Origin of the sequence: Brevibacterium moorei, from assembly GCF_024580735.1 — a bacterium.
Classification (GTDB): domain Bacteria; phylum Actinomycetota; class Actinomycetes; order Actinomycetales; family Brevibacteriaceae; genus Brevibacterium; species Brevibacterium moorei.
In genome coordinates this window covers 16,635-29,289 of record NZ_JANIJX010000006.1, presented here as the reverse complement: position 1 = coordinate 29,289, position 12,655 = coordinate 16,635, and the positions used below count along the sequence as shown (strand labels likewise).

Sequence of the window (12,655 nt, the reverse complement as noted above, 5' to 3'; positions counted from 1 at the left end):
TGTCCGCCCGTCGGCCGGCCCACAGGATGGAATCGGTGGGGATACCCGCCCGCCCCGTTTCACGGGACGACTCAAAGGGGAAGGAGCGGATCATGTCGACATTCCAGGTCGATTCGGACAGAGTACTCGCGGCGGCCGGGATCGCTGCCACAACGGCAGGTAACCTCGGCGGCCAGGTGGATGCGCTGATGCGGCAGTTGAATGCCCTGGGCGACTGTTGGCAGGGCAGCGCGGCGGCGAATTTCCAACAATTGGCACACGAGTGGGAGGGGGTGCAGAAACAGGTGCACGGTTCGCTCGAGCGCATTCAGGCGGCACTGCAACAGGCCGGGCGACAATACGCCGAGGTCGAACTGGCCACCGCCCGGATGTTCACCGGCTGATCCTGCGGGAAATTTCCAGGGTGGGCCAGTAGGCTTGAGCAAAGCACTCCGGCCGGGGTGCGGGAATTCCGCGTCCCGGCCGGTCCACCCGCCAAAGGAGACTCGCACCCATGGGCATTTTCAAGCGGATCGGCACGATCTTCGGGGCCAAGGCAGACAAGGTCCTCGACAAGGCCGAGAACCCCAATGAAACCCTTGACTACTCGTATAAGAAGCAGCTCGAACTGCTGCAGAAGGTACGCCGTGGCGTAGCCGATGTGGCCACCAGCCGTAAGCGCCTGGAACTGCAGATCAACCAGTTGCAGGCACAGCAGTCCAAGCTCCAGGGGCAGGCGCAGAAGGCACTCGAGATGGGCCGCGAGGATCTGGCCCGCGAAGCCCTGACCCGCAAGTCGGGACTGGATTCTCAGATCGCGGATCTGGGGGCCCAGCACGAACAGCTGGTGGGCGAAGAGCAGAAGCTGTCGCTGGCCTCCCAGCGCCTGCAGGCCAAGGTCGATTCCTTCCGGACGAAGAAGGAAACCATCAAGGCCAACTACACCGCGGCCCAGGCACAGACGCAGATCGGGGAGGCCTTCTCCGGTATCTCCGAGGAATTCGGCGATGTGGGCATGGCGATCCAGCGCGCCGAGGACAAGACACAGCAGCTGCAGGCCCGGGCCGGCGCCGTGGACGAACTCATCGCCTCCGGCGTGCTCGACGATTCGGTCGGCGGCGCGCCGCGCGATGACATCGAATCCCAGCTCGAGGCCATGTCCTCGGCCTCGGATGTGGAGACCGAACTCGCCCGGATGCGCGAATCCCTGCCCGGCGGGGGCTCTACCGGCCAGGGACAGCTGACCGACGAGGCCGCACAGGATGCACCGGCGCAGGGGGATGCGAAATGATCGTGCGCATCATGGGCGAAGGACAGTTCGACGTTGCGGAAGTCGAACAGGCCGCCCTGCAGAACTATGATGACCGGGTCGAGGCCGCAGTCGACTCCGGAGACGAACAGGCCGTGACGGACACCCTGCACGCCCTGCGCACCTTCATTCTGGAGCACGCCAAGCCGGTCCCCGATGACTACCTGGCGCCCTCCGACATCGTCATCCCGTTCCCGGACGCCACCCTGGAGCAGATCCGCGAGCTCCTCACGGGTGAGGGCTTCATCCCCAACATCGTCTGAGTCGGGGCCGGCCGCCCAGCGGGTTCGTCCCGCCGGGCCGTCGGCACCCCATTTCGCACCACCTCGCAGCACAGGGAGCAACCACCATGGCCGCCAATCGTTTCGTCAAGGACCGCGGACTGAGCTTCCGCATGGGGCTGAGCCTGTTCCTCAACGGACTCATCTACGTCATCCTCATCCTGGCGATCTGGGCGATCCTGGGCCGCAGCACCGGTGGGGTGATCATCGCCGTGCTCATCAGCGGCGGCGCCTTCTTCTTCCAGTGGTATCTCTCCGACTCCATCGCGATGCGCTCCATGGGCGCCCACGAGGTCAGCCAGCAGCAGGCACCTGAACTCCATCTCATGGTCGACCGCCTGTGCCAACTGGCCGATATGCCCAAACCCCGGGTGGCGTACTCCGACTCGCCCGTCGCCAACGCCTTCGCCACGGGCCGCAGCCCCAACCACTCGGTCGTCTGTGTGACCCGTGGGCTGCTGGAGACCCTGGAACCGGCCGAGGTCGAGGCCGTGCTGTCCCACGAACTGTCCCATGTGGCCCACCGCGATGTCACGGTGATGACCGTCGCCGGAGTCACCGGCGTGGTCGCGGGACTGATGATGCGCGCCTGGATGTTCTCACCATCGCGCGGCGGCGATCGCAACAACAACGCCGCCATCGTCATGTTGGCGATGACCGTGGTCGGAGCGGTCGTCTACGCGCTGTCCTTCTTCCTCATCCGCGTGCTCTCACGCTACCGCGAGCTCGCAGCCGATCGGGCCGGTGCCCTGTTGACCGGGCAGCCGTCCACCCTGGCCTCGGCCCTGGTCAAGATCACCGGGGAAATGGGGCGGGTGCCCCAGCAGGATCTACGTGATGTCTCCGCGGCCAACCACCTGGCCTTCGCACCGGCCATCAACGGTTCCTCGGTCAAGCAGCTGTTCTCCACCCACCCCACCCTGCAGCAGCGGCTCGATCAGCTGCAGCGGATCGCCGGCCAGCTCTCGCAGCGCGGCTGAGCCGACCGCCCGCGCACCGACACCGACCACACGAGACGTAGGAAAAGAGAGACCTCCCCATGGGATTCTTCGACGCACTGCTGGGCCGATCCAAGCCCAAGCAGTCGAACCTCGACGACCTCTTCGCTCTGCCACCGGCGGCGCTGACCCTGCAGGCCGCCACCGACTTCTCCCCGACCGGCTTCGCCGGGGTGGCGTTCCGCCAAGTGGAGGGAGGCGCCTTCGCCCAGGTCGAAGCGGAGAGTCGGGCACTGATCGAATCCGACCCGACCGCGGCCGTCCACCAGGTCAACGACGGTTACGGTTTCACGTGGCAGGTCGTGTCCTCCTCGGAGATCGACGTACCAGGACTGGTGACCAATATGCACGCGGTCAATTCCAGCCTCGAGGCCCAGGGATTCGGACCCATGCTGCTGTGCTCCACCCTGTACTTCCGGTCTTCTGCCGGGGTCAATGCCGCACTGGTCTACCTGTACAAGCGCGGTACCTTCTACCCCTTCGTCCAGGTGGGACCGAACCGGCGCGATACGGCAGTGGAGTTCAACATCCGTTCGGCCATCGGCGCCGATCTGCGATTCGAGGACGATCTGTCCAAGTGGTCACCGGTGTGGGACGCTCCGGGACTGACCGACTCACTATAAGGTTCCCGATCTCCGTCACACCGGGGCCCGGTGCGTCCTCTGCGGCGCCCGGGCCGGTGTCAGGCGCGGGCCACGGTGAAGGACTCCCCCATGAGTTCCACAGTGGCGCCCGGGTGAATCGTCGCACCCCGGCGGGTCTCCGTGCGACCATCTACGCTGACCTGCCCATCGGCGATGAGCTGTTTGGCCATGGCCCCGTCCTCGACAATGCCGGAGAGTTTCAGGAGCTGGCCCAGGCGGATACTGTCATCGCGGATCTCTACGGTTTCCATGGTCCTCCAGTCTAGTCCGCCGCCGGCACAACAAGTCAAAGGGGCCGAGGCGAAGATCCCAGACCGGGCAGAGGGGCTAGAACAAGTCTCCGAAGTCCATATCCCCACCGAAGTCCCCACCGCCGAGGTCTCCGCCCATATCGGCTCCACCGGTGATGTCCTGACCGAAGTCACCGTCGGCCATCATCTCCTGCTGGTCCCAGCCCATCGGGCCGAAGGCGTGTCCCATACCGCCCATGAGCATCGCGCCCATCAGCACCCCTGGCAGCATGCCCGAACCGGCATAGCCGTTGAAGTAGCCGCGGTTGTACTGGGCGTAGGCGGGGCCCGCCTCCCAGTAGGCGCGCCGGGAATAGCCATCCGCCCCCGGTACCTTGCGCACGGCGGGTTCGGCGCCCACTGCCAGGCGTTCGGCATCGGCCGCGCATACCGGCACGGGACGCAACCGCCCACCCGCCGGAGCCCAGTCGACGTCTTCGACGCTGGGGCCGTGCTGGGGGTTGAAGAAACAGGGTGGGCGACGCACCGGCAGTGGCTTGCCCTCGACCCTGGCGCGCACGCAGCTGGCGGCGTAGCGGCCGTCCTCCAGCGCCTGCGTCACATGCGCGATGTCCTCGGGCCGTTGTACCGCCTCCAGTGTGTTCTTGGCGGTGTCATAGGCTTCCAGAGCCCGCTTGTAGTCCTGCCTGCCACCTTCGTCCAGCTGGACGCCCGCGGTGACGATGTCAAGATCTGCGACCAGTTCGCCGAACTGGGTGACATCCTCTTCAGCGGTCCGCCTGACCATGTCGAGTTCTTCGGCCTGCTGGGCCACCCGGCGCTGTTTCTCCTTGTGCGACGACCAGAAGAACCCCACGCCGATGATGGCGAGGATGAGGAGAAAGACAAACCCCATGGATACTACTCCCGATACAAGCTGATTGATCCGACGCCTTCAATTATGGAGTGGGAGTCTGTGCGCGCACTGAAACCCTGCTGTCCCCGGACCGGGTAGAGCCCTGGAAGACAACCGGCGGCGCACCCTATGATCGGGGTGCGCCGCCGGTTGTCGGTACTGGGTGAACCGGACTCAGAAGTCCATGCCGCCCATGCCGCCGGTCGGATCCGCGGCGGGGGCCGCGGGTTCCGGCTTATCGGCCACGACGGCCTCGGTCGTCAGGAACAGGCCTGCGATCGATGCCGCGTTCTCCAGCGCGGAACGGGTGACCTTGACCGGGTCGTTGATGCCGGCTCCCAGCAGATCGACGTACTCGCCGGTCGCGGCGTTGAGGCCGTGTCCGATGGGCAGCGTGCGGACCTTTTCGGCCACGACGCCGGGCTCCAGGCCCGCATTCGTCGCGATCTGCTTGAGCGGGGCCTCAATGGCGACCTTGACGATCGCAGCACCGGTGGCCTCGTCGCCGGTCAGTTCGAGCGTGTCGAACGCCGAGGCGCCCGCCTGGATCAGGGCAACGCCGCCGCCGGCGACGATGCCCTCTTCCACAGCCGCCTTCGCATTGCGCACCGCGTCCTCGATGCGGTGCTTGCGCTCGTTGAGCTCGACCTCGGTGGCGGCACCGGCCTTGATGACGGCCACGCCGCCGGCCAGCTTGGCCAGGCGCTCCTGGAGCTTCTCACGGTCGTAGTCGGAGTCGGTGTTCTCGATCTCCGCACGGATCTGGGCCACGCGGCCCGCGATCTCCTCGGAGTCGCCGGCACCTTCGACGATCGTCGTCTCGTCCTTCGTGATGACGACCTTGCGGGCGGTGCCCAGCAGATCCACGGTGGCGTTCTCGAGCTTCAGGCCCACCTCTTCGGCGATGACCTGGCCACCGGTGAGGATGGCGATATCGGCCAGCTGCGCCTTGCGGCGGTCACCGAAGCCCGGTGCCTTGACGGCGACGGACTTGAAGGTGCCACGGATCTTGTTGACCACCAGAACCGCCAGGGCTTCGCCCTCGACGTCTTCGGCGATGATCAGCAGCGGCTTGCCCGACTGCTGGACCTTCTCCAGGACGGGCAGCAGGTCCTTCACATTGCTGATCTTCGAGTTGGCGATCAGGATGTAGGGATCCTCCAGAACGGTCTCCTGGCGTTCCGTATCGGTGACGAAGTAACCGGAGATGTAGCCCTTGTCGAAGCGCATGCCCTCGGTGAGCTCCAGCTCCAGGCCGAAGGTGTTCGACTCCTCGACGGTGACGACGCCTTCCTTGCCGACCTTGTCGATCGCCTCGGCGATCAGCTCACCGATCGCCGGATCGCCGGCGGAGATGCCCGCGGTGGCTGCGATCTGTTCCTTGGTCTCGATTTCCTTGGCGGAGTCGAGCAGGGTCGCGGTCACGGCCGCGACAGCCTTCTCGATGCCCCGGCGCAGGCCGACCGGATCGGCTCCGGCTGCGACGTTGCGCAGGCCCTCGCGGACCAGCGCCTGGGCCAGGACGGTGGCGGTCGTGGTGCCGTCACCTGCGACGTCGTCGGTCTTCTTGGCGACTTCCTTGACGAGTTCCGCGCCGATCTTCTCGTACGGATCCTCGAGCTCGATCTCCTTGGCGATGGACACACCATCGTTGGTGATGGTCGGTGCGCCCCACTTCTTTTCCAGCACGACGTTGCGGCCGCGCGGTCCGAGCGTGACCTTGACTGCGTCAGCCAAGGTGTTCAGACCGGTTTCGAGGCCACGACGCGCTTCTTCGTCGAATGCAATGAGCTTTGCCATGGTGGCTAGCGTCCTCCCTGTACGGGGTGGATTGTTGAACCCTCATCGCCAGCGCCCGCGACGGCCGACTACTGAATGCCTGTTTCCCTTCCACAGACACCCGCAGCCACTACCCACGATGATGGCTTTCACCACCTATAGATTTAGCACTCTCACCGGGAGAGTGCAAAATCCTGGCCGCGGAACGCGCTCGATTTCGCCGCGGGATGAAAGCGTGAATGACCAGTGGGGCGGAACAACCCCAGGATGTTCCGCCCCACACGGTTCAGCGGGACCGAAAGTCCGGTGATCGACCGTCGATCACAGCGGCGTGACGTTCTCCGCCTGCGGACCCTTGCTGCCCTCACCGATCTCGAACTCAACGGCCTGGCCCTCGGCAAGCGACCGGTATCCGTCCATCTGGATCTGGGTGTGGTGGACGAAAACGTCGTCGTCAGCGCCGTTGACGGTGATGAAACCGTAGCCCTTTTCGGCGTTGAACCACTTGACTGTGCCTTGCGTCATGATGACTCCATTATTGCTCTGATACAAGCCGCACGGTCAGGATCGGCCGCACGACGGTGTCCACCATAGTTCACCCGTAGGGCCATTACCCGTCGGTGGCGGCTTTTATGACAAAGCTGCAATGAGACTGCCGGATTGTTGCGAAATCGTGTGGGAGCCGCCCTGTCACTCAGCCAGATCGGTACAGAGAAGAACTGCCAGATCAGTGCTGAAACGGGTCGACTGTTTGGTCTCCGTGGCGCCGATCTCCTCGGCCAGGGTCTGCGCGGCCTCCTCGTTCGAGGACTCCTTGTAGTACACGGTTGTGCTCTTCGACGCCGAGGACTGGTTGCCCGTCGAGGTGACCGTCCAGCCCCGGTTCTCCAGGGTCGACTTGAGCTTGGCGGCAGCCCCGGTCTTGCCCGAGGCGTTGAACACCCCGACCTCGATATCCGACTTGTCGACGTCCGAGTCCCCGGTCGCCGTGGGTTCGGACGACTCACCGGAGGTCGGCGCGCTCGATGCCGATCCCCCCTGTGACTTCTCGTCCTTACCGTCGCCGTCCTTGCCGTCATCGCCCTGGGTCGCATCGGCGGCGGCGCCCTGTTCCGCGACCGTCTCCGGATCACCGGCGGAGCGCTTGATGATGTTGATCGTCCCGCCGACCAGCAGGAGGGCGACGATGGCCAGGACGGTCACCAGGGTGATCGCCGCGCCCTGGCTCAGGGGGCCTGCGGGGCGGCGGTGCGCACCCTTCTTCGACACCGGTTGCAGGTTGTCGAACTCGTCCTCGGGATACTGATGCGTCATGTTCCTACTTTGCGATTCGGTGGGCGGCACGGCCGTGCTGTCGGGTGTCACGGATCCGGCGCAGCCGTTTGATCAGAATGGGATCTGCGATGTAGGCGCGGGGGTCGTCGAGCAGTGCGCCCAGGGCTTGGAAGTAGTCGGCCGCACCCAGGTCGAAACTTTCCCGGATGGCCCTGTCCTTAGCTCCGGAGTACACGGGCCACTGCGCTTCGAACTCGAGCACCGCGGCTTCGAAGTCCGTCAGCCCACTGCACGCGGCCGCGCCGCCGGTGTTCTCAGCTTGAGTGTTCTCGGCTTCGACCATCACACCTTCCTCCTTCGTCCCCGATAGTTTAACCGGCCCGAGGCTGCCCGCCCCTCAACCACACGGTTCTGGGAATGTCCATCAGCCAATGATCAGGGAAAGTACCCACAGCCGGGGAAAGGTTGGAGAAGAAGCCGGGGTAACCTGCACTAGTCGTGAAATCACTAGTCATGAAATAAAGAGACCACGGAGCTGACGGGCAGCCCCTGTGCCGTCTATTCCAGGTTGATTTCTGCGAGCTGCCCGTTTGAGACAGCCTGCTTACCCGGTTCAGAAGGGTGGGAGATCCGTGTCATCGGCATCGGGGGCGATGCCCGCATCCCCGGTGTAGGACCCATGAGTGCCCCACGGCGTGCCGGGACCCGGAGGACCGGTGCCGGATGTGCAGGCACCCAGAGCACCTGTGGCAGGCAGAGTGCCGGTCCCCGATGTCGTGGATGAACCCGGTGAACCCGAAGTCTTAGACGAGTCTGGCGGGCCTGGTGGATCGGGTGGGTCGCTCAGGTCCGATTCTGTGTCCCAGTCAGGTGGGGAGAAATCCTCCGGCACCCACACCGGCGGCAAACCCGCAGCGTTCCACGCAGCACTCACATCCACCAGAGCAGCCGCGAACCGGGAATGAAACACCGGCCGCTGCTCCAGATCCACATGCCGGGGAGGAATCCAGGCAGGCAAACCACCAATCAGTTCGGCCCGCCACCCATGCTGGTCATGCCACGTGTGATGGAACCGGCACGCCAAGGTCAGATTCGCCACCGTCGTGGGTCCACCAGAGGACCAGGGGATCATATGGTGGGCATCACACCACCCCACCGGCATATCACACCCCGGGAACGTGCACCCCCGATCACGAGCGGCGATCAACTCAACCTGCCGCCGCGTAGCAAACCGACTAGCACTGTGCACGGTGACTTCCCGGGTACCTGGCTGTGTGGCTTGGAAGTACACGAGGGCACCCGGAGACAGGGATTCCAGATCCTGCAACCCGATCGGGCCTGCCGTGGACTCGACCTCCGCCTTGTCCTGCGCATACTCTTCAGCAGTCGCCGTGACCACCAGGGCCATCCCCGCACCCTGCGGACCCGAACCCGCAGCCCGGTCAATCAAGGTCGCGAACATGTCATGACGACGTGCCCCATCGGGCCGCTCCCGATACCCAAACGGATGATCCGCTTTCGTCGTGGGCTGCCCATCAACCGTCACCGCGCTAGCCGGCAGGTCACCGGGTGGCAGATCGCAGCCGGGTTCATCGAGCCCAGCCCCGGGTTCAGCTCCGCCACCGGGCACACCCGCGCCCTCTCCCCAGACCGTGTCGGCAGGAACCGCATCCAGGCCACCGACCTCAGTAACCGCACCCGCTCCCGTCGCGTCCTCCACCAGCACTCCGGGCTCCTGCCGATTCGTCAAGAGCCCATGCAACTTCCCACCCGTCACCGGATCCAGTAGACCCGTGAGATTCCACGCACCATTCCTCCGCGGCGTCACCGTCACGTGATACTCATCAACCAACGGTGGAACCTCGGCGAAGCGTCCATCGGGATCCAGGTAGGCTCGAATCCGAGAACCCAACACACGAACCTGGTCCACATCAACACTCGGCACCGTGTCCACGAGTAGCCTCTCGGCCGTGGCGTGATGAACATGCCGGACCTGGTGGGGGATCTTCTCGATCTCCCGGATCACCGCCTGCGCCTGATCCACCGACACACCCCCGTCCGCCAGGGCGAGGGCAACATGCGGGTAGGCGGGTTCCAGACGCGCACCCGTTAAAGACCGGCCGGCACCGATCGCGTGTGCGAACCGCACCCGCCGCCTCGCGGCCGCCCCATCAATCCTCAACAGGCGAGTCACCAGGGCCGGAAGAGTCTTCGCACCATAATCAACAGTGGGCACCTCGTATTCGGCCCGCGCCAGAACAACAGCCTCGGTCGAGGCGGTCACGCGGGACAGGTGTTCGATTCCCTTGAGCACCAGGAGCAGGTCGGAAGCGTCAAGACTGGGATCCGTACCCACACCGGCACCCAGACCAGCGAGTGACTCACTGGCGTGAACGAGTTCCGGAGCGATCTCCTGCAAACGCTCCCAATCGTCGGGGGTCAGCAAGGGGTCCGCCGGGCGGGCGAAGACCCCAGGGTTCTTGTCATCATCGGGGGAACCAGCACGTGGGAGGGTGGAATCAATGGTCATGATCTCTCCCCTCCTCCTGTACCGGACCCGGGTCCGGACGCTGCTGTCAGAAGCCGCACTGAGTATTCAGCACACGCGTGTTGTGACTGTGTCGGGGAAGACGAGCCGTAAAACCTGACGGGACTTTGCTGTCCGATTCGGGTTTCCTGACCTACCTCAAGTGTAGCGCAGGCCACTCATGAAGGGAAGGGTTTATTCGAAACTGGTTTCCGATGTTTGCCGAATAGAGTTTCTCTGTTTCGGTGGCAGCAGTGGTAGCAGATGCGCTGGGTGGCATCAGGAACGAAAGAGCCCCGCCGCTACCAGCTGTTGCCAGTAACGACGGGGCTCGAACTCCCTACGCTCAGTCCCGGGGTGCGATGTGGACGTTGATCTGCTTGATCTGTGTGAAGCCCTCCAACATGCCCTCCAGGGATGCCTCGCGGCCGAAGCCCGAGGTCTTCATCCCGCCGTAGGACTGACCGACGATCTGCGGGCCACCCTGGTTGACCTGCACCCAGCCGGACTCGATCGCATCCGCCACACGCAGGGCGCGGTCCACATCGTGGGTGAACACATAGGCCGCCAAGCCGTAATCGGAGTCGTTGGCCATCGCCACGACCTCCTCCTCCGTGGAGAAGGGGATGACCGACAGGACCGGGCCGAAGATCTCCTCACGGCTGGTCTGCCAGTCGTTCTTGGCCTTGGAGAAGATGACCGGCGCATGGTAGAAGCCGGGTTCGCCGACCTCCATGTCGGCCTCGCCATCATAGGCGATGTCGACGCCGGGCATCGACTTGCCGATCTCGATGTAGTTCGTGATCTGGTCGAACTGCTTCTGGTTGATCACGCAGCCGATGTCCGTGGACTCCTCCCGCGGATCGCCGACCTTCATCTGCGCGACCTCGGCGACCAGCTTTGCCAGGAAGTCATCGTAGATGTCCTCGTGCAGGAACAGCCGCGAGCCCATGGTGCAGGACTGTCCCTGGCGGGCGAAGCGGGTGGACAACAGCACCTGGGACAGCGTGTAGTCGTCGTTCGAATCGGGGAACACGATATTCGGGCTCTTGCCGCCGAGCTCCATCGAGGAGTGCGCCAGCCGGGCGCCGGCGACTTCCGCCACGTGCTTGCCCACACGGGTCGAACCCGTGAACGAGACCTTGTCGACATCCGGGTGGGTGGTCAGGGCCTCGCCGATCACGGAGCCCTTGCCCGTGACGACGTTGAGCACGCCGGCGGGGAAGATATCGCCGATGATCCTGGCCATCTTGAGGATCGTCAGAGGTGCGTCCTCGGCGCATTTGAGGACGAGCGTATTGCCCGCTGCCAGGGCGGCCGGGGTCTTGAAGGCCGCGATCATCAGCGGCGAATTCCACGGCAGGATGCCCGCGACGACGCCCAGGGGCACCCGGCGAGTGAAGTGCAGCTGGTCCGGCGCCGTGGGCAGCACATCGCCCTTGACCTCGCCCGCGACACCTCCCATATAGCGGAACAGGTCGACCAGGATGGTGGTCTCCGGGCGCGCCTGGGTGCGCAGTGCGTTGCCGGTGTCGACCGAGGTCAGCTGTGCCAGCTCCTCGGCGTGCGCCTCGAGCGCGTCGGCGGCGCGCACCAACAGCTTCTGGCGTTCCTTGAAATGCAGGGCGGACCAGGCGGGGAACGCCGCCCTGGCCGCTTTGACCGCCCGGTCCGCGTCGGCATCCTTGCCTTCGGGGACCGTCGCGATGACGACGGTGCGATCGATCGGGGTGATGACATCGGCCCGGGTGCCGTCGACCGCGTCGACCCATTCGCCGCCGATGTACATCTGCCAGTCCTGCTTGACCGGGAAGTCGGCCATGACTCGTCTCCTCTCAGCGGGCGCCCGTGCGCCCGGATGTTCTGTGAGCGGGCCCGTCCGGACCCGGCGGGGCCGGGGATGGGACCCACCTCTCAGACTAGCCGGATCACAGTGGCCCGCGCCACGCCGCGGGCCCGTCCACGACACGGCACCGGCGCACACGGCCTGTGCACACGGCCAGTAGGCTGGGCGTATGGACGATGCCCCCTTGGACAACATCATGGCCCCCGATTGGGCCCGTGCACTGGCCCCGGTCGCCGAGCAGATCCATGCGATGGGCGACTTCCTGCGCGCCGAGAACGCCGCCGGCCGGGGCTATCTGCCGGCGGGAGCGAACGTGTTCCGCGCCTTCCGCGCTCCCCTGGCGGACGTCCGCGTGCTCATCGTCGGGCAGGACCCCTATCCGACCCCGGGCCATCCGATAGGCCTGTCCTTCGCGGTCGATCCACACGTCAGGCCGATCCCCCGGTCGCTGAACAACATCTACCGGGAGCTGAACGACGATCTGGGCATCGCCCCGGCCGCACACGGCGATCTGTCCGCCTGGAGCGAGCAGGGCGTCATGCTGCTCAACAGGTGCCTGACCGTGCGCCCCGGTAAGCCCGCGTCTCATCGGGGCCGTGGCTGGGAGGCGATCACCGATGCGGCGATCGCCGCGCTGGTGGAGCGCGGGGGCCCACTCGTGGCGATCCTGTGGGGACGCGATGCACAGTCCCTGGCCCCGCAGCTACCGGGCGTCCCGACCATCACCTCGCCCCATCCCTCGCCGCTGTCGGCCTCCCGCGGATTCTTCGGCTCTCGGCCCTTCAGCCGGGCGAACGGACTGCTGGAGCAGCAGGGCAGCGCGCCGATCGACTGGCGGGTGGACAGGGGCTGAGGCCCGTGCCGGACGCCG

At 65.4% G+C, this 12,655-nt stretch carries 14 protein-coding genes; 6 read left to right on the top strand and 8 right to left on the bottom strand.

Going from position 1 to position 12,655, the window contains the following annotated elements; translation table 11 throughout:
* Nucleotides 1-92 precede the first annotated feature (92 nt).
* The 5 genes from NQ034_RS05825 to pspAB all read left to right on the top strand — a co-directional run bounded on the left by NQ034_RS05825 (nt 93) and on the right by pspAB (nt 3,190).
* Nucleotides 93-383: a WXG100 family type VII secretion target gene (locus NQ034_RS05825; protein WP_257047601.1), complete on the top strand. Its 291-nt coding sequence runs from the start codon at nt 93-95 to the stop codon at nt 381-383.
* A gap of 110 nt (nt 384-493) precedes the next feature.
* Nucleotides 494-1,270, top strand: coding sequence for a PspA/IM30 family protein (locus NQ034_RS05820; protein ID WP_257047600.1), 777 nt, complete (start codon nt 494-496; stop codon nt 1,268-1,270).
* Complete coding sequence (pspAA, locus tag NQ034_RS05815; protein WP_257047599.1) at nt 1,267-1,551, top strand: PspA-associated protein PspAA; 285 nt, start codon at nt 1,267-1,269, stop codon at nt 1,549-1,551. Before NQ034_RS05820 ends, pspAA begins: the two co-directional genes overlap by 4 nt.
* Before the next feature lie 86 nt (nt 1,552-1,637).
* Nucleotides 1,638-2,549 carry a zinc metalloprotease HtpX gene (htpX, locus tag NQ034_RS05810; protein WP_257047598.1) on the top strand — a complete coding sequence of 304 codons (912 nt, stop codon included), beginning with the start codon at nt 1,638-1,640 and terminating at the stop codon, nt 2,547-2,549.
* A 59-nt stretch (nt 2,550-2,608) separates the two neighbouring features.
* On the top strand, nt 2,609-3,190 hold the full coding sequence (gene pspAB, locus NQ034_RS05805; protein ID WP_257047597.1) for a PspA-associated protein PspAB: 582 nt from the start codon (nt 2,609-2,611) through the stop codon (nt 3,188-3,190).
* 59 nt (nt 3,191-3,249) lie between these two features.
* Here pspAB and NQ034_RS05800 read toward each other — a convergent pair whose 3' ends face one another.
* From NQ034_RS05800 to NQ034_RS05765, 8 genes are all read right to left on the bottom strand, one after another.
* Nucleotides 3,250-3,462, bottom strand: coding sequence for an RNA-binding S4 domain-containing protein (locus NQ034_RS05800; RefSeq protein WP_257047595.1), 213 nt, complete (start codon nt 3,460-3,462; stop codon nt 3,250-3,252).
* A gap of 76 nt (nt 3,463-3,538) precedes the next feature.
* Nucleotides 3,539-4,357 (bottom strand): hypothetical protein, encoded by an 819-nt coding sequence (locus NQ034_RS05795; protein WP_257047594.1) that lies wholly within the window; start codon nt 4,355-4,357, stop codon nt 3,539-3,541.
* A 174-nt stretch (nt 4,358-4,531) separates the two neighbouring features.
* Nucleotides 4,532-6,157 (bottom strand): chaperonin GroEL, encoded by a 1,626-nt coding sequence (gene groL, locus NQ034_RS05790; protein WP_257047592.1) that lies wholly within the window; start codon nt 6,155-6,157, stop codon nt 4,532-4,534.
* Between the two features lie 300 nt (nt 6,158-6,457).
* A complete protein-coding gene (locus NQ034_RS05785) occupies nt 6,458-6,661 on the bottom strand; it encodes a cold-shock protein (protein WP_257047591.1) in 204 nt (67 codons plus the stop codon).
* 165 nt (nt 6,662-6,826) lie between these two features.
* Entirely contained in the window at nt 6,827-7,450 is a 624-nt protein-coding gene (locus NQ034_RS05780; protein ID WP_257047590.1) for a LytR C-terminal domain-containing protein, read from the bottom strand.
* Between the two features lie 4 nt (nt 7,451-7,454).
* Nucleotides 7,455-7,754, bottom strand: coding sequence for a DUF3263 domain-containing protein (locus tag NQ034_RS05775; protein WP_257047772.1), 300 nt, complete (start codon nt 7,752-7,754; stop codon nt 7,455-7,457).
* Nucleotides 7,755-8,024: 270 nt separating this feature from the next.
* Entirely contained in the window at nt 8,025-9,941 is a 1,917-nt protein-coding gene (locus NQ034_RS05770; RefSeq protein ID WP_257047588.1) for an HNH endonuclease signature motif containing protein, read from the bottom strand.
* A 343-nt stretch (nt 9,942-10,284) separates the two neighbouring features.
* Nucleotides 10,285-11,760: an aldehyde dehydrogenase family protein gene (locus tag NQ034_RS05765; RefSeq protein WP_257047587.1), complete on the bottom strand. Its 1,476-nt coding sequence runs from the start codon at nt 11,758-11,760 to the stop codon at nt 10,285-10,287.
* Between the two features lie 193 nt (nt 11,761-11,953).
* Between NQ034_RS05765 and NQ034_RS05760 the strand changes: the two genes are divergently transcribed.
* Nucleotides 11,954-12,637, top strand: a complete 684-nt coding sequence (locus NQ034_RS05760) for a uracil-DNA glycosylase (RefSeq protein WP_257047586.1) — start codon at nt 11,954-11,956, stop codon at nt 12,635-12,637.
* The last annotated feature ends 18 nt before the right edge of the window (nt 12,638-12,655 follow it).